The organism is Pseudonocardia sp. TMWB2A (assembly GCF_017312135.1).
Genome location: NZ_QKQY01000002.1, coordinates 5,727,894 through 5,744,264, shown reverse-complemented (window position 1 = coordinate 5,744,264; position 16,371 = coordinate 5,727,894). Strand labels below are relative to the sequence as shown.

The 16,371-nt window shown below is 73.2% G+C and carries 17 protein-coding genes and 1 tRNA gene; 8 read left to right on the top strand and 10 right to left on the bottom strand.

Going from position 1 to position 16,371, the window contains the following annotated elements:
• From DMP17_RS41320 to DMP17_RS41310, 3 genes are read right to left on the bottom strand one after another with little or no spacing between them, the layout of a single operon-like run.
• The gene (locus DMP17_RS41320; protein ID WP_226350049.1) at positions 1-1,275 is read right to left on the bottom strand and encodes a cytochrome P450; all 1,275 of its coding nucleotides are present in this window, start codon (positions 1,273-1,275) and stop codon (positions 1-3) included.
• Positions 1,272-2,402, bottom strand: a complete 1,131-nt coding sequence (locus tag DMP17_RS41315) for a thiolase family protein (RefSeq protein WP_337832384.1) — start codon at positions 2,400-2,402, stop codon at positions 1,272-1,274. Before DMP17_RS41315 ends, DMP17_RS41320 begins: the two co-directional genes overlap by 4 nt.
• Positions 2,399-2,797, bottom strand: coding sequence for a Zn-ribbon domain-containing OB-fold protein (locus tag DMP17_RS41310; protein ID WP_226350051.1), 399 nt, complete (start codon positions 2,795-2,797; stop codon positions 2,399-2,401). The genes DMP17_RS41315 and DMP17_RS41310 overlap by 4 nt, the downstream gene beginning before the upstream one ends.
• A 201-nt stretch (positions 2,798-2,998) precedes the next feature.
• Between DMP17_RS41310 and DMP17_RS41305 the strand changes: the two genes are divergently transcribed.
• From DMP17_RS41305 to DMP17_RS41295, 3 genes are read left to right on the top strand one after another with little or no spacing between them, the layout of a single operon-like run.
• Positions 2,999-4,108, top strand: a complete 1,110-nt coding sequence (locus DMP17_RS41305; RefSeq protein WP_226350052.1) for an LLM class flavin-dependent oxidoreductase — start codon at positions 2,999-3,001, stop codon at positions 4,106-4,108.
• Between the two features lie 29 nt (positions 4,109-4,137).
• On the top strand, positions 4,138-4,899 hold the full coding sequence (locus DMP17_RS41300; RefSeq protein WP_337832383.1) for an SDR family NAD(P)-dependent oxidoreductase: 762 nt from the start codon (positions 4,138-4,140) through the stop codon (positions 4,897-4,899).
• A gap of 37 nt (positions 4,900-4,936) precedes the next feature.
• Positions 4,937-6,373 carry a phenylacetate--CoA ligase family protein gene (locus DMP17_RS41295; protein ID WP_226367480.1) on the top strand — a complete coding sequence of 479 codons (1,437 nt, stop codon included), beginning with the start codon at positions 4,937-4,939 and terminating at the stop codon, positions 6,371-6,373.
• Positions 6,374-6,387: 14 nt separating this feature from the next.
• On the opposite strand, the gene DMP17_RS41290 is transcribed toward DMP17_RS41295, so the two are convergent.
• Genes DMP17_RS41290 through DMP17_RS41280 form a run of 3 tightly spaced genes read right to left on the bottom strand, consistent with a single transcriptional unit; the run spans position 6,388 to position 9,996 of the window.
• Positions 6,388-7,245: a hypothetical protein gene (locus DMP17_RS41290; RefSeq protein ID WP_226367479.1), complete on the bottom strand. Its 858-nt coding sequence runs from the start codon at positions 7,243-7,245 to the stop codon at positions 6,388-6,390.
• A complete protein-coding gene (locus DMP17_RS41285) occupies positions 7,242-8,435 on the bottom strand; it encodes an aromatic ring-hydroxylating oxygenase subunit alpha (RefSeq protein WP_226350054.1) in 1,194 nt (397 codons plus the stop codon). The genes DMP17_RS41290 and DMP17_RS41285 overlap by 4 nt, the downstream gene beginning before the upstream one ends.
• A gap of 28 nt (positions 8,436-8,463) precedes the next feature.
• Positions 8,464-9,996, bottom strand: a complete 1,533-nt coding sequence (locus tag DMP17_RS41280; protein ID WP_226350055.1) for a class I adenylate-forming enzyme family protein — start codon at positions 9,994-9,996, stop codon at positions 8,464-8,466.
• A gap of 74 nt (positions 9,997-10,070) precedes the next feature.
• On the opposite strand from DMP17_RS41280, the gene DMP17_RS41275 reads away from it, so the two are divergent.
• Positions 10,071-10,649 carry a TetR/AcrR family transcriptional regulator gene (locus DMP17_RS41275; RefSeq protein WP_226350624.1) on the top strand — a complete coding sequence of 193 codons (579 nt, stop codon included), beginning with the start codon at positions 10,071-10,073 and terminating at the stop codon, positions 10,647-10,649.
• 281 nt (positions 10,650-10,930) lie between these two features.
• Here the strand turns inward: DMP17_RS41275 and DMP17_RS41270 are convergent, their stop codons facing one another.
• Positions 10,931-11,536, bottom strand: coding sequence for a helix-turn-helix domain-containing protein (locus DMP17_RS41270; RefSeq protein WP_226350056.1), 606 nt, complete (start codon positions 11,534-11,536; stop codon positions 10,931-10,933).
• 65 nt (positions 11,537-11,601) lie between these two features.
• Here DMP17_RS41270 and DMP17_RS41265 point away from each other — a divergent pair, with 65 nt between their 5' ends.
• From DMP17_RS41265 to DMP17_RS41250, 4 genes are read left to right on the top strand one after another with little or no spacing between them, the layout of a single operon-like run.
• The gene (locus tag DMP17_RS41265; RefSeq protein WP_337832382.1) at positions 11,602-12,621 is read left to right on the top strand and encodes an alpha/beta fold hydrolase; all 1,020 of its coding nucleotides are present in this window, start codon (positions 11,602-11,604) and stop codon (positions 12,619-12,621) included.
• A gap of 53 nt (positions 12,622-12,674) precedes the next feature.
• Entirely contained in the window at positions 12,675-13,331 is a 657-nt protein-coding gene (locus DMP17_RS41260) for a class I SAM-dependent methyltransferase (protein ID WP_374228754.1), read from the top strand.
• 2 nt (positions 13,332-13,333) lie between these two features.
• Positions 13,334-13,816 carry a DinB family protein gene (locus DMP17_RS41255; RefSeq protein WP_226367476.1) on the top strand — a complete coding sequence of 161 codons (483 nt, stop codon included), beginning with the start codon at positions 13,334-13,336 and terminating at the stop codon, positions 13,814-13,816.
• A 40-nt stretch (positions 13,817-13,856) separates the two neighbouring features.
• Complete coding sequence (locus tag DMP17_RS41250; RefSeq protein WP_226350059.1) at positions 13,857-14,468, top strand: GNAT family N-acetyltransferase; 612 nt, start codon at positions 13,857-13,859, stop codon at positions 14,466-14,468.
• Between the two features lie 76 nt (positions 14,469-14,544).
• Here the strand turns inward: DMP17_RS41250 and DMP17_RS41245 are convergent.
• The 3 genes from DMP17_RS41245 to DMP17_RS41235 form a co-directional block, all read right to left on the bottom strand.
• Positions 14,545-14,616, bottom strand: a tRNA-Arg gene (locus DMP17_RS41245).
• An 81-nt stretch (positions 14,617-14,697) separates the two neighbouring features.
• Entirely contained in the window at positions 14,698-15,585 is an 888-nt protein-coding gene (locus DMP17_RS41240; protein WP_337832381.1) for an alpha/beta fold hydrolase, read from the bottom strand.
• 106 nt (positions 15,586-15,691) lie between these two features.
• Complete coding sequence (locus DMP17_RS41235; RefSeq protein ID WP_226350061.1) at positions 15,692-16,366, bottom strand: DUF305 domain-containing protein; 675 nt, start codon at positions 16,364-16,366, stop codon at positions 15,692-15,694.
• Positions 16,367-16,371 lie beyond the last annotated feature (5 nt).

The window sequence follows — 16,371 nt, the reverse complement described above, 5'->3', positions numbered from 1 at the left end:
TCACCGGGCGTCCGGCGGACCCGGGTCGAGCAGCACGGGCAGCCGCTCCATCCCGCGGGACAGCAGCACCGGCGCCCAGCGGAGCCCGTCCTCGTCGACGGTCTGGCCGGGCAGCCGTGCCAGCACCCGGGGCACGGCGACGGCGGCCTCGAGCCGCGCGAGCGGCGCGCCCAGGCAGTAGTGCGGCCCGACCCCGAAGCCGAGCTGGCGGCCCGGCCGGCGGGTGATGTCGAAGCTGTCCGGGTCCTCGAACACCGCCGGGTCGCGGTTGGCCGCCGAGGGGCTGAGGAACACCCGGTCCCCGCGGCGCAGGGTCCGTCCGCGCAGCTCCACGTCCTGCGCCATCACCCGCGCGACGGTCTTGGCGGGACCGTCGAAGCGGAGCACCTCCTCGACCGCGCCGCTCCACCGCTGCGGGTCGGCGTCGAGCAGGGCGCGCTGCCCGGGGTGGCGCAGCAGCGCCAGCACCGCGCTGCCGATCAGGTTCGTGGTGGTCTCGTGCCCGGCGAACAGCAGCAGCACCCCGGTGGCGACGAGCTCGTCGTGGCTCAGCGAGTCGTGCTCGTCGCGCGCGCTGATCAGCGCCGAGAGCAGGTCGTCGGCGGGCTGGCGCTCGTGGGCCGCGACCAGGTCCGCCAGGTAGCCGGTCAGCTCGGCCATCCCGCTCGCCCCGTCGGCGTGCCGCCCGGCGTCGCCCATACCGCCGAACACCAGGCCGGTGATCCGGTCCGACCAGACCTTGAAGTCGTCCTGGTCGCGCCGGGGGACCCCGAGCATCTCGGCGATGACCGAGGCGGTCAGCGGGTAGGCGAAGTCCCGGACGACGTCGAGGGTGCCCGCGCCGGAGGGCGTCGCCGCGTCGAGCAGCTCGTCGGCGAGCTCCTCGACCCGCGGCCGGATCCGGGCGACCGCCCGCGGGGTGAACCCGCGGCTGAGCAGCTTGCGGAGCCGGGTGTGGTCCGGCGGGTCCTTGAAGACCATCCACTCCTCGAGGACCCCGAAGGCGTAGCGGAGCCCGGGGTCGGCGCCCGGACGGTCCAGCTTGGCCCGCCGGTACGGGGCGATCCGGTCGGAGGAGAAGCGCACGTCGCGCAGTGCGGCGTCGACGTCGTCGAACCGGGTGAGGAACCACGAGCGGTACCGCGGGCTCCAGTGCACCGGGTCGTGCTCGCGCAGCGCGGCGAGCAGCGGGTACGGGTCGGCCACGGCCTCCGCGGAGAGCAGGTCGGCGCTGTCGGCGTCGAACGGGGCGGCGTCGGGCGGGGTGGTGGTCACGGTGCCTCCAGGACGGCGACGACGCAGGCGTTGCCGTCGAGGACCGAGACGCCGCCGCCCATCGTCTCGACCAGCCCGATCCGGGCCCCCTCGACCTGCCGGGCCGCCGCCTCGCCGCGCAGCTGCCACACGATCTCCGCGACCTGGGCGAGCCCGGTCGCGCCGAGCGGGTGGCCACGGGAGAGCAGCCCGCCGGACGGGTTCACCGGGTGCCGGCCGCCGAGTGCGGTCAGGCCGGTCTCGGCGGCCCGTCCGCCCGCACCGGGGGGCACCAGCCCGAGCGCCTCGACGGTGACGATCTCGCCGATCGTGAAGGCGTCGTGCATCTCCACGACGTCGACGTCGGACACCGAGTCCAGGCCGGCGGCGGCGAGCGCGTCGGCGGCCGTGTCGCGGGTCAGGTCGTACCCCCACACGTGGGGCGACCGCTCGTTCCACGGCGCGCCGCTGCGCAGCGCCACCCCGCGCACGGCCACCTCCCGGCCCGTCCCGCGGGCCGGTCCGAGCACCGCCGCGGCGGCGCCATCGGAGGTCGGGCAGCACTGCAGCAGGGTCAGCGGGTCGCTGATCATGCGGGACCCGAGCACCTGCTCGACGGTGTAGGACCCCGCGTACTGGGCGCGGGGGTTGTGCAGGGCGTGCGCGTGGTTCTTCACCGACACCGCCGCCAGCTGCGCGTGCGTGACGGCGCCGAGCGCCAGGTAGCGGGCGGCGCTCATGGCGTAGAGGGCGGGCAGCGCGAGGCCCGAGGCCTGCTCCGGGTCGGACGGCTCGGGGGTGATCGCGCCGTCGAACGCCGCGCTCATCCGCTCGACGCCGAGCGCGAGCACCCGCCCGTACCGGCCGGAGCGGACGGCCTCGCAGGCCTCGGCGAAGGCCGTCGTCCCGCTCGCGCAGGCGTTCTCGACCGTGACCACCGGGATCCCGGTGATCCCGAGCGCGCGCAGCGACCGCTGGGCCACCCCGGGCGCGCCGAACACCGTGCCGACCCAGACCGCGTCGAGCGCCGGGTCCCCGGCGTCGGAGAGCGCCTCGGACACCGCGTCGTGCACGAGCGCGACGGCGTCCCGGTCGGGCCTGCGCCCGAAGTGGGAGGTGCCGACGCCGTGCACCGCGACCCCGGTCACGACGCCACCCCCGCGCCGGTACCGGGCACCGTGCCGACCGCCGGGTCGCCCGCCGCGGTCGGCGCGACGAGCACGACCCGGGAGCCGACCGGCGGCGCGTCCGGTCCGAGCGGAGCGTGGGCGAGGACGCGTGGCCCGTCGTCGAGGTCCACGTAGGCCAGCGCGACGGGCGGCTCCCGCCCGGCGACCGGGATCCGGACGACGGTGCTGCTCCAGACGGTGCCGCCCGGACCGAACGACGCCCGCTCCACCGGTCCGCCGCACGCCGGGCACCGCGGCCACACGTGGGCGGAGACGGCCGCGCACCCCGGACAGCGCAGCCCGGCGAGCCGCCACGTCCCGTCGGCGTCGAGCTCGGAACGGGGGCGTGGGTCGACGGCGTCGGCGTGCGGCACGGGCGGCTCTCCTGGGTCGGGTGTCCCGCCATGAAAACAAACCGTGGGTCAGTTATCAACGACGCACAGGGGCGGTCTGCCCCGTTACGAACGGAGTTCTTGACAGCTCAGGTGAACCAGGTCACTGTTTGCCGAACTGAAAACAACCCGGCGTTTGGCAACGAGGCTACGCCGGTCGAGTGCGGCCAGGAGGTCCGACCGATGCGGTTCGGCTTGTTCACGATGCCCGAGCACCCCCCGCACGAGAACTGGACGCTGTCCTACGACCGGGACATCGACGACATCGTGTTGGCGGAGAAGCTGGGCTTCCACGAGTACTGGATCGGCGAGCACCACACCGGCGGCTTCGAGAACGTCCCGGTGCCCGAGTACATGATCGCCAAGGCGTCCGCGGTCACCAGCCGCATCCGGCTCGGCACCGGCGTGGTCAACCTGCCCTACCAGGACCCGTTCCAGGTGGCGGAGCGCCTCGCGTTCCTCGACCACCTCACCCACGGCCGTCTCGAGTACGGCTTCGGCGGCGGCGGGCTGCCGACCGACCAGGCCCTGTTCGGGCTGGAGCGCTCCGAGGCCAAGCCGCGCACGAACGAGGCGCTGGAGATCATCTGGCAGCTGCTGACCTCCGAGGAGCCGGTCAGCTACGAGGGCCTCTACTGGAAGTACGAGAACCGCCAGCTGCAGGTCGGGCCCTACCAGGAGGTCCCGCCGTTCGCGATCGCCGGGCTCACCGGCACCCACAACTACGCGCGGTGCGGCGAGAAGGGCTGGAAGGCGCTCTCGGTGTACTTCGCGCCCACCGACAACCGCGGCTACACCGACGCGCCCGACCTCGCCGCCCACGCCGCCGCGCTCGTCGGCGCCGCCGAGCAGGCGGGACTCGACCCCGCCGAGGCACGGCGGAACTGGCGGGTCAGCCGCGAGGTCTACGTCTCCGACTCCCGCAACCAGGCGATGAACGAGATCCGGGAGGGCGTGCGGCGCTCCTACGAGTACCTGCTCGGCCTCGGCCTCGGCGCCCTCATGAAGAAGGGCCACGGGATGGACGACGCCGACCTCACCTTCGAGTGGATGGTCGAGGAGATCCCCTGGATCGTCGGCAGCCCGGAGGACTGCATCCGGTCGATCAGGGAGCTGGAGGAGCAGACCGGCGGCTTCGGCACCTTCCTCATCAACACCCGGGACTGGGTGACCACCGACCGCTGGAACCGCTCGCTGGAGCTGTTCGCCCGCTACGTCACCCCGCAGTTCACCCCGCGGGAGAACATGGCCCGCCGCGAGCGGCTGGCGAACGTGGCCCTCGGCCGGGCCTGACCCCGACCCCCTTCGAGATCGGAGCGAGCATGAACAGGTTCGACGGGAAGGTCGCCGTCATCACCGGCGGTGTGCAGGGGATCGGCCGCGGCATCGCGCTGCGGCTGGCCGCGGAGGGCGCCGCGGTGGTGGTCGGCGACCTGCAGGACGACGACACGACTGCCCGCGAGATCGTCGACGCCGGCGGGCGGGGCGCGCACGTCGTGATGGACGTGCGCCGCCCGGGCGACTGGAAGCGCCTGGTCGACGAGGCCGTCGGCGGGTTCGGCGGGGTGCACGCCCTCGGCAACGTCGCGGGCGTCACCAACACCCTCGGGCCGGACAACGTCGTCGACCTCGACGAGGCCGGGTGGGACCACGTCGTCGACACCGATCTCAAGGGCGTCTGGCTGGGGATGCAGGCCGTCATCCCGCGGATGCTCGACGGCGGGGGCGGGTCGATCCTCAACATCGGGTCGATGGCGGCGCTCAAGGGCCTGGAGAACCTGGCCGCCTACAGCGCGGCCAAGGGCGGCGTCGTCAGCCTCACCCAGCAGGTCGCGATGGAGTACAGCCCGCGCGGGATCCGGGTGAACTGCATCTGCCCGGGCACGATCGACACCCCGATCCTCGCCGGGATCACCGACAGCATGCGGGAGAACTTCGTCGCGGCCCACCTGATCCCGCGGCTCGGCACGCCCGCCGACATCGCCGCCGCGGCCGCGTTCCTGCTGTCGGAGGACGCGTCCTTCCTCACCGGGGAGGTCCTGCCCGTCGACGGCGGGTGGAACGCCAAGGGCAGCGCCGGCTGACCGCCGCCGAGACCACCCCGCCGCAGAGAGGACACGCATGAGCAGCGCCGCCGTGCCGCACACCGTCGTCGACGGCACCGACCGTGACGACCGGGGGTTCGCCCGATTCTGGGACGCCGAACGGGAGACCCGCGACCCCCGCGACCGCGACGCGGTGGTGCTGGACCGGATCCGCCACCAGCTGCACTACGCCTACGACCGGCTGCCGTTCTACCGCAGGCACTACGACGCGCACGGCTTCCACCCCGACGACGTGCGCTCGCTCGCGGACTTCACCGCGAAGGTCCCGGTGGTCACCAAGCGGATGCTGGTGGCGGACCAGGCCGAGCATCCGCCGTTCGGCAGCTACACCCGGGACTTCTCCACGCCCGACGGGTCGACCGGGATCGCCCGGATCCACGGCTCGTCGGGCACCTCGGGGACACCGACGCTCTACGCGGTGTCACGGGGCGACTGGGACCGCGCCGCGGACGTGCACGCGATGGCCCAGTGGTGTGCGGGTGTCCGGCCGGACGACATCGCCCAGGTCGGGTTCCCGTTCGGGCTGTTCTTCGGCGGCTGGGGTGTGCTGCAGGGGCTCGAACGGATCGGCGCGACCGTGTTCCCGCTCGGCGTCACCGACTCCGAGCGGCACCTCGAGCTGATCGGACGGCTCGGGTCGACGGTGTTCACGGCGACGCCGTCGTACTGCGTGCACCTGCTGTCGGTGGCCGAGCGGATGGGCATCGACCTCGCGGCGGGGACGGTCCGCACCCTGCTGGTGGGCGGTGAGCCCGGGGGCTCCCTGCCCGGGACCCGCCACCTCATCGAGCAGGGCTGGGGCGCGACCGTCGTCGACGCGGGGTCGACGTCGGAGATGTACCCGTTCCAGACCAGCGTGGGCTGCACCGCGGGCACCGGCACCCACCTGATCACCGACGAGGTGCACGTGGAGGTCGTCGCCCCCGACGACCCGCACACCGCGGTGCCGGTCGGCGGGCGCGGCGCGGTCGTCTACACCCACCTCTGGCGCGAGTCCCAGCCCATGATCCGGTTCGCGCCGGGGGACGAGACCTACCTCGCCGACGACCCGTGCCCGTGCGGGCGGACCTACCCGCGGATGCCCGAGGGCGTGCTGGGCCGGCTCGACGACATGCTCGTCGTCCGCGGGGCGAACGTCTTCCCGTCGGCGGTCGAGACGGCGCTGCGCTCGGTGGACGGGCTGGGGCCGGAGTTCCGGATCCGGGTCGCTCGCCCGGCCGCGCTGGACGAGATCACGGTGCAGGCCGAGGTCTCGGCGCCCACCGCCACGGCGCTCGACGGCCTGCCCGCCGCGGACGCCGCCGCGGCCCGGCGGGAGCTCGCCGGGCGGGCCGAGCAGGCGCTGCGCCGGGCCGTCGCCATCACGGTGCCGGTGACGCTGCTCGATCCCGGGACGCTGCCCGAGACGACGTTCAAGGCCCGGCGGGTCGTCGACGAGCGTCCGCGGGCCTGACACCGGGCCCGGCGTCAGCGGGCCGGTCCGATGCGGAAGACCAGGTCGGTGCGGTCGTGCTCGAAGCGCAACCGGCGCAACGCCAGCAGCAGCGCTCCGTCGCCCGCGTCGGCGACCGCTTCGACGGCTCCCGCACCTTCCGCCCGCAGCCGGACGACGGCCGCGCCGACGAGCGTGACCAGCGCCGCGCACCGTGCGTGCTCCGGCGTACCGGGTGCGGTCGCGATCTCCGAGATCCCGGCGAGCGCGCCGTCCGGGCCCGGCCGTCGGAGACGGGCGGACCCCCCGGTGACGTCGCGCAGGACCACCTCGCGGTCGTCGTCGGTGCCGGCGACGGTGCCGTCCGGCCGGTCCCGGGTGAGCTGCGGATCGTCGGGTGCGGGTTCGTCGACGGGGAGCACCAGGTGGTGCCGGACGGCGTCGGTGGCCACACCGGACCGCCGCGCCAGGCGCTCGGCGGCCGGATGGTTGCCGAGCGCGACGGCGTGCAGCACGTGCAACCCGGTCCCGGCCCAGCCCCACACCGGGTCCGGCTCGGTGCCGAGCACCTCCAGCACCGAGGTCGCCACCCCGATCGCACGACGCAGGGGGTCGACGACCAGCTCGACGGACCCGGTGCCCCCGCCGAGGTCACGGATGCACACGACACCGGCCGGCACGTAGTGGTCGTCGTGCGCGACGTCGTGGCGGTGCAGGCAGGTGTCGATCTCGATGACGGTGTCCACCGGGCGGCGGAGGTCCGGCGGTGGTGGGCCGAAGCCCATCTCGGCGTCGAACCGGGCCGCCCGCGCGAGCAGCTCGCGGGCCGCCACGGTCAGGTCCGGCACCTCCCGCAGCCGGACCAGGCCGGGCGGGCCCGCGGTGGTCGTCACGCGCCCGGCTCGGCCGTGACCAGGCGGTTCAGCTCCCGCCGGAACAGATGGTTACCCAGCTCGTTGCGGCCCAGCAGCATCGTCCCGGCGTCCTGGCTGCGCATCGCCGCCTGCGAACCCTCCAGGATCGGGAAGTCCTCGTCGTGGATGATCGAGATCATGATCTTCCAGTTCTTCGCCCAGAGCGCGTCCCAGCGCTCCTGATCCATCTCCAGCGCCTCGGTGGTGGGCGCCATGATCCGCATCTCCATCACCGAGCTCGCGGGGTCGTCGCCATAGGGCCGGAAGGTCAGGAGCTCGACGTGCGTCGCGTGCTTGAGCAGCATGCTGTTCGGCGCGAGGAAGCAGCTCTCGATCGTGTGCTTGGCGATGTCGGCCCCGGCCGGGTCCTCGTCGTCGACGAACCGGTCGATGCTCTTGCGTGCCGCGAGGAACCAGAAGTGCCTGCCGTAGTCCTCGAGCGCCAGCTTGTTGGTGTGCAGGACCTTGCCCGCCGTGTTCGGGTGGGCGTACTTGACGTGGTAGTTGTCGAGGAAGCCGTCCTGCATGATCTTCCAGTTGGTCGGCCGGTCGAACGACTGTGGAGTCACGCTCACCAGGTCCTCGATCCGGTACCCGGCGAGGATGGCGTCCATCTCCGGGCCGAGCCAGCTCTCGACGTCGATCCCGCGCTTCGCGTTGTCGATCATCCAGAGGAACCCGTGCCGTTCCTGCACGGGCAGCTCCACCAGACCGAACGCAGTCCGGTCGAAGTCGCCGAACGTGTCGTCGAGGGTGACGGTGCGCAGCTCACCACTCGGGTCGTAGGACCAGCGGTGATAGGGGCAGGAGAAGAGCCGGCACCGGCCGGACGCCTCGTCGACGAGCTGGGCCCCGCGGTGTCGGCACGCGTTCACGAACGCCTTGACGCCGCCGTCGCGCTGTCGGATGACGATGGCGTTGTTGCGGGGCAGCCTGCGGGTCAGGAACTCGTTGGGCCGCGCGATCTCCGAGCCGTGGCCGACGATGAACGGCACCTCGCCGAACACCCGATCGCGTTCGAGGGCGGCCAGCCCCGGGTCCCGGTACTCGGCTGCCTCGGACCGGGCGATCTCGTCGTGGCAGTCGGTACTGCCCTTCTCGACGTGTCGGAGCATGGTGCGGAACGCGCGGTCCTGCCGCCCGGTCACCGGGGTCTCGTCGATGCTCATGCGCTGGTCCTCTCGTCCGGGGCCCGGTTCACGCGGGCAGGGGGGTACGTGCGTGCCGACGGTGCGTGGCGGGGATGTCGGTGTGGCGGTCTCGGACGGCCGCCTTGTCGATCTTCATGCTCGGTGTCCGCGGAAGCGGCTCGTCGAGGAACACGACGTAGCGGGGCATCTTGTACGCGGCCAGGCGGGTCCGGCAGTGCTCCAGTACGGCCTGGTCGGAGAACGGTTCGGTCGCTCGCAGCAGCAGCGCCGGGGTCTCGCCGAACTCGTCGTCGGGCACGCCGATCACCGCCACCTCGACCACGCCCGGAAGCGCGAGCGCCGCGCGTTCCACCTCGGCGGCGTAGACGTTCATCCCGCCACTGATGATCATGTCCTTCAGGCGGCCGACGACACGCAGCGCACCGTGGTCGTCGACGACGCCCACATCGCCGGTCCGCAGCCACCCGTCGGCGAAGGCCTCCGCCGTGTGCTCCTCGTCCTGCCAGTAGCCGGCGGCGAGTCCGGGCCCCGAGATCCGGATCTCCCCGGGCTCGCCCGGCGGGAGTACGACGCCGTCGGGGTCGGTGACCACGACCCTGGTGAGGATGCCGCCCTCGCCGACGGACTCCGGGCTGCGCACGGACATCTCGACGGTCGGGAAGGTGACGTTCGACAGCGACTCGGTGAGGCCGTAGGCCTGTCGTAGCCCGACGCCCTTCGCAGCCCAGGCCTCGATCAGTTCGGTGGTGACCGGGTTCCCGCCGGTGAACGCCACGGTCAACGAGGACAGGTCGGCGTCGGCGAACTCCGGGAGCCGGGCCATCTGCTCGTAGAAGATGGTGGTGGCGGCGAAGGTGGTGATCTGCTCGTCCCTGATCAGACGCAGTGCGGTCGCTGCGTCCCACCGGGGGAGCAGTACCACGCTGCCACCGAGCACCAGGGGGCCGAGCAGGCCGTTGAGCAGCCCCGCGGCGAAGGAGAACGCACTGACGCCGAGTGCCCGCCCACGCAGCAGCTCCGGCGCCTGCAGTGCCCACTCGAAGAACGCACCGAGCAGGGCCTCGTGGGTGTACACGACCCCCTTCGGGCGTCCGGTCGACCCCGAGGTCGGCAGGATGCACGCCGGCTGCGTCGGGTCGCGGGGCAGGTCGGGCAAGACGGAACGTCCCGCAGCGGGGCGTTCCTGCATCGCCGCGAGGGAGCGGACCGCGGGGGTGTCGGCGTCGATGCCGTCCAGCGTCGGGCGGTGTCCGTCATCGGCGACGACCAACACCGGGTCGATCCGACGGAGGACCTCGGCCAGCTCGAACGCTCCCAGACGTTCGTTGAGCGGGCACAGCACTGCGCCCGCGCGCAGCACGCCGAGCGCGGCCACTGCCCAGTCGACGGAGAGCGGACCGAGTACTCCGACCCGGTCGCCGGGCCGGACCCCGGCCTCGACCAGCGCGGCGGCGGCGGCGTCCTGCGCCGCGGCGAGCTCGCGCCGGGTCAGGGAACGCGCCGGGTCCTGCAGCGCAGGCGAGTCGGGGCGACGCCTCGACCAGGCGCCCAGGGCATCGAGAACGGTGGTGTTGCGCATCGTCGAGCGTCCTCCGTCGTGAGGTGGTGGTGGGTGTGGGCCGTAGGCTCGGTCCGACAGGAGATGAGGTGGTGATGGGGCGCAGGCCGCTGATCACGCGTGACGGCGCCGCCCGCGCCGCGCTGGCGATCGTCGACGAGGGCGGGCCCGCAGCGCTCAGTCTCGAACGGCTCGCCGCGGCCCTGGGCGTCCGGGCGCCGTCGCTCTACAACCACTTCGCGGACAAGGCGGAGATCCTGGCGGAGGTCGCCCGGACCATCGTGCTGGACACCCCGCGCGTGCCGGATCCCGCCGCCGGGCAGTGGCGGGAGTGGCTCGTCGAGGAGTCGACGCTGTTCCGCCGTTCACTGCTGCGGCACCCGCGTGCCGTGCCGCTGGTGGTCGCGTACTTTCCGCAGCCGCTGCTCGTGCGGCTCTACCGGCGGTACTCCCTCCTACTGGAGGGGCAGGGCGTCCCGGAGCGCGTGCATCTGTTCCTCCTCGAAGCTGCGCATCGGATGACGATCGGTTCGGCGATCAGTACGGCGAACGGGCGCGCCGCGCTGCAGGGACTCGGTCCCGACGACCTGGTGCCCGCCTCGGATGACGAGGACGAACGACGCTTCGTCGAGATGATGCGGACCTTCTTGCGCGGGGTGGATCTCCCCGGCTGAGCCCCGCGTGTCCGGGTACCGGTTCGTGTCCGTTCCCGTGCGACCACAATAAGCTAACCACGTTAGTAAAAGCAGGTCAAGGCGTTCTTCTGCGTCACCGAGGAGTGACAGCGGCAGGAGCGGGGCGCTGGGTTGAGTGGCGTCGGGCGATCGACCCGCTGCTCCGCTGCCGGTGACCGCGCATGGGGGCCGACTGAAGCTCGCCGAGGACGGACCGCTCGATCAGCTTCGTCGCTCCGCCGTGCCCTGCGTCGAACGGGCCGGATTCGCCGGTGATGCCCTCAGTGGCCTCGGCCGTCGTGCGCGGCACGGGTCGCACCCCGGCCGAGGTGGGCGTGCTCGCCCTGGAGGCTGAACAGCGCGAGCGTCTCGGCGGGCCGGTCGTCGGCGCTGCCGATCCAGTGCGGTGTGCCGGTGTCGAACTCGACCACCTCGCCGGGGTCGAGGAGGTGCTCGGTGTCGTCGAGGACCAGGCGCACCCGGCCGTCGAGGACGTAGAACCACTCGTAGCCCTCGTGGGTCTGCAGGGCGGTCGTCGGCGACGCGGCGGCCGGTGGGTAGATCACCTTGAAGGCCTGGACCCCGCCGCCGCGACGGGTCAGCGGGACGAACACCAGCCCGCGGTGGCGCACCGGGCGCAGATGGATGCGGGGGTCACCGGTCGGTGGCGCCTGTACGAGGTCGTCGAGCGGGACCCCGTGCGCCCGGGCGAGGGGCAACAGCTGCTCCAGCGTCGGCCGGAGCTTCCCGGTCTCCAGCCGGGACAGGGTGCTCGCGGTCAGCGAGGTCTCCGCCGCGAGCTGGTCGAGAGTGGCGCCGCGGCGACGGCGCAGGTCCCGCAACCGCGGGCCCACTCCGGCGAGCACGTCGTGTCCGGTGTCGTCCATCCCGCCAGATTGCCGATCGGCAAGATTTCTTGCAAGCAGGTACGACGGGTGCCGATGCTGCGGAGGTGAACCTTCTCCGACCGGCCCGCCGCGCCGTGGCCGTCGCCCTCACCGTGCTGGCCCTGACGGCCGGGTGCGGGACCGATTCCGCTCCGGGCGCCGGCCCGGCACCGGCCCCGCCCGGCGCGACCGGGTTCGGCGCCGCCACCCGGGACGACCCCGGGTTCGACGGCGCGTTCCGGCACGGGTTCGCCGACGTCGACGGGGTGCGGATGCACTACGTCGCCGGCGGGACCGGCCCGCCCGTGGTGCTCCTGCACGGATGGCCGCAGTCCTGGTACGCGTGGTGGCCGATCATGCCCGCCCTCGCCGAGCACTACACCGTCTACGCGGTCGACCTGCCGGGCCTGGGGGACAGCGAGGGCGTCCCCACCGGCTACGACAAGGCCACCCTCGCCCGGTACGTGCACGGACTGGTCGCGGAGCACCTGGGTCTGCGCGAGGTCCGCATCGTCGGGCACGACCTGGGAGCCGGGGTCGGGTTCCGGTACGCGGCCCAGTACCCGGACGAGGTCCTGCGCTACGCCCATCTCGACTACCCGCTGCCGGGTCCCGCGCTCAGCGCCGCCCGGTACGCCACGTTCAGCTGGCACATCGCGTTCCACACGAAGCGGGTCGTGCCCGAGACCGTCGTCGCCGACGACGTGCGCGAGTACCTGAGCCTGTTCTACGCCCAGGTCGCGCACGACGGGGAGAGCTTCGGCGGCAGCCGCACGACGCCGCCCTTCGACGAGCGGGAGATCGACGAGTTCACCCGGACCTACAGCCGGCCCCAGGTCCTGAGCGGCGGCTTCGAGCTCTACCGGGCGCTCGGCCGGGACGAGCGCGACAACACCGCGGCCGCACCCGTCCCGACGCCGACGATGCTGATGACCGCCCAGGGGCTGCTCACGTCGACGCGTCCGTCCGTCGAGTCGCGCCTGCCGAACCTGGTCCGCGCGGTGGAGGTGCCCGGCAGCGGGCACTGGCTGCCCGAGGAGAACCCGGGGTTCGTGCTCGCCGAGCTGCTCACCTTCCTGCCGTGACGGCCCACCCCTCCCGCCCACCCGCACACCGACACCTCCCGGAGGAACCACCGATGGACCCCATGCCGACCGCGTCCGACCCCGAGACCTTCTGGAACGAGCTGTACCGCCGCCGCGGCGGGGGAGAGGTCCGCGCCAACCCCCTGCTCGCCGAGGTCGCCGGCCCGCTGGCACCGGGCACGGCCCTGGACCTCGGATGCGGCGCCGGGGGCGACACGATCTGGCTGGCCCGGCGTGGCTGGCACGTCACGGCGGTGGACATCTCCGCCGCCGCCGTGGACGGGCTCGCGCGTCGTGGTCGCGCCGACGGGCTCGCGGAGCGGATCCGCGCCGAACGCCACGACCTCGCGACGACGTTCCCGGACGGGACGTTCGACCTGGTCTCCGCCCAGTACCTGCACACCCCGTTCACACTGGACCGCGACGCGGTGCTGCGGACCGCCGCGCGCGCACTGCGCCCGGGCGGGGTGCTCCTCGTCGTCGACCACGGGTCCGTCGCCCCGTGGTCGTGGGACCAGGACCCGGACACCCGCCACCCCACCGCCGCCGAGATCGCCGCCGGGCTCGGCCTCGACCCCGGCGGGTGGGCCGTCGAGCGCGCCGACGAGCCCCGGCGCCTCGCGACCGGCCCCGACGGCCGCACCGCCACGGTCGTCGACACCGTCCTGGTCCTGCGTCGCGCCGGCGCCGTCCCCTCCGACCGGAGCTGACCGTGCCCCGACACCACGACACCGGCCTCCCCCGCGACGCCGCGGACGAGAAGAGCGTGCTGACCGGGTTCCTGGGCCATCTCCGCGGCGCGGTCGCCGTCAAGGCCGCCGGCGTCCCGGACCCCGCCGCCCGCGAGCCCGGCGTCCCCTCGGGGACCAGCCTGCTCGGCCTGGTCTCGCACCTGACGCACGTCGAACGCCACTACTTCCTCGGCGAGGCCGTCCGCGACTGGCCCGCGACCTTCCGGCCGCGGGAGGAGGACACCGCCGAGGACGTCGTGGCCGCCTACCGGGAGGCCACCGCCCGGGCCGACGCCGTCATCGCCACCTGGGCCGACCTGGACCGGGCGGCGCCGGTGCCGGTGGGACGGAGGTCGGCCCCGTCGAGGCGGTGGCTGCTGGTGCACATGATCGAGGAGACCGGGCGCCACGCCGGGCACGCCGACATCCTCCGCGAACGCATCGACGGCCGCACCGGGCGCTGAGGAGTGAGCCTTCGCCGACCTGCTGGCAGAGTGACCCACCATGGCGAACGCTCTCACGGTCGCGATGCTGAACGAGGACAACTGGGCTTCGTTCGCCGAATTGGTCGAGGCGAACAACGGCGTCTGGGGCGGTTGCTGGTGCATGGGCTTCCACGTCAAGCTCGGTAGAGGCCGTAGCCCGCAGCAGAATCGAACCGAGAAGCGTGAGCTCGTGCGGTCGGGTGCCACTCACAACGCACTGGTTCTCGACGGCGACACGTGTCTGGGCTGGTGCCAGTTCGGCAGTCCGCATGAGCTCCCCGAGATCAAGAGCCGGCGGCGGTACGAGAAGGAGCTGACGCGGCTGCCCGACTGGCGCATCACCTGCTTCTTCACAGGGAAGGGGCTGCGGCAGCGGGGAGTCGCCGACATCGCGCTCGGCGGCGCGCTGGCCGAGATCGATCGCCTGGGCGGCGGGGTCGTGGAGGGGTATCCGGAGGAGACCGACGACCGAGCGGTCCCGGGTTCGTACCTGCACACCGGACCGATGGCTGTGTTCGAGCGGCGAGGGTTCACCCGCACCCGACCGATCTCCCCGCACCGCTGGGTGGTGACGCGCACCGTCGACGGGACGTCGCCGGCGCGCCCGCAACGAGCCACCCACAGCCGATGACGGCCGGACACGACGAACGCGACCCCTCACCCTGTTCCAGCAGGTGAGAGGCCGCGTTCTCTGTCAAGCGTTGACGTGCCCCCGGCAGGATTCGAACCTGCGCTCCCGCCTCCGGAGGGCGGTGCTCTATCCCCTGAGCTACGGGGGCCGTGCGATGGGAGAAAGATAGCGCATCGCACCCGCCCCGCCCGCGCGGGGGGTGCCGATCATGCCCGTCGCCGGGTCCCGTTCACGCCCACCGCGTCACGAAGGCCAGGGCCGCGGCGTCGACCTCCTCCGGGTTCGAGGCGCTCAGGAAGTGCTGCCCGCCCTGCACGATCTCGAGCTCGGCGTGCCGGGCACCGGTGAAACGCCGGATGCCGTCCTCGGCGTTGGCGACGGAGTAGACCGTGTCGTCGGTCCCGTGCAGCCACAGCACCGGGCAGCGGACCTCGTCGAGCCTGCCGTGCAGGCCGTCGCGGTCCCGCAGGTTGACCGTGCAGACGCGCAGGCGGTGGCGGCCGTCGTCGCCGGTGTAGGTCTCGCGGTAGGTCCGCCGCCAGAACGCGCGGAACTCGTCGCCGATCCCCTCGCCGAGCCCTGCGCCCAGGACGGCGTCGACGAACTCCTCCGGCACCACCCAGTCGTCGCCGACCGGGGCGGCCAGCGCGTCGACCGACGGCGTGCAGAACTCGATGCCGTCCCAGCAGCCCCGCTCGCGGCTGGCCGGGCTCTCGAAGTCCATCGAGGTGCCGAGCGGGAGGATGCCCTGGATCCGGTCCGGGGCGAGCAGCGCCATCCGGGCGGCGACCCAGCCGCCCTGCGAGGTGCCGAGCACGAAGGCCCGGTCGACGCCGAGCGCGTCCATGGCCTGCAGGTTCGCCAGGGCGCTGTCCCAGTAGGTGAAGTGCGGGTAGGCAGACCTCGTCGCGCCGTGCCCGTAGGGCTCCAGGGCGAGCAGGTTCGCCGCGCCCGACAGCGCGGTGTCCTCGAACTGGGGGCGGTAGAGGTCGACGGTCGTGGTGAAGGAGTTGACCATGACGACGGTCGGCAGCGACGGGTCGTGCGGCCTGCCGGACCGGTACCCAATCCGGGATCCGCCCAGGTGGGGGACGTCGACGGTCGCGGTGCTGCTCACGGGGCCTCCTCGGCCGCGGATGGCCACGGGGTGGCGCCGGCGTCTGCGGCAGCTCCCATCAGAGCGCGCCGCGGTGCCGGTCGTCCAGTCCCGGCACCCGGGGCGGTCAGCCCAGGGGCAGCGGGGCCGCGCCGCGCTCGGCGAGCAGCCCGCGCATCAGGTCCGCCTCGGAGTTCTGCGAGAAGAGCATCTGCGACGCGAGGTTGCGGACCTCGCCGGTGTCGGCGTGGTCGCGGGCGTACTCCAGCATCGACACGCCGCCCAGGTGGTGGCGCAGCATCAGCTGGAGGAACTCGACATCCAGCGCGGTGCCGGGCGGGGTGGCCCGCAGCCGGGCGAGGTCGGCGGTGCTCGCCATCCCCGGCATCGTCGCGACGCCGCCGGAGGTCCCGGACATGCCGGACATGCCGGCGTGTGCGGAGTCGTCCATCCAGGCCATGTGGCCGCCGCTGGGCAGGCTCGGCGCGTCCCACAGGCCGAGCCAGCCCTGCATCCGGCCGACCTGCTGGTTCTGGGTGGTCTCGATGTCGAACGCCAGCTGCCGCACCCGCGGGTCGGTGGCGCGGTCGCGTTCCCAGGACGCCATCTCGACGGCCTGGCGGTGGTGCACGGTCATGTCCTGGGCGAACCCGACGTCGACCGAGCCCGGCTCGGGCACGAACGGGCCGAACGCGCCGCGGACCGCGAACCCGGCGACGAGCACCGCGACCAGCGCGATCACGCCGAGCGCGATCGTGATCGGGTTCCGCCAGAGCGGGGTCTCGTCGGCCGGGGTCGTCATCGGGG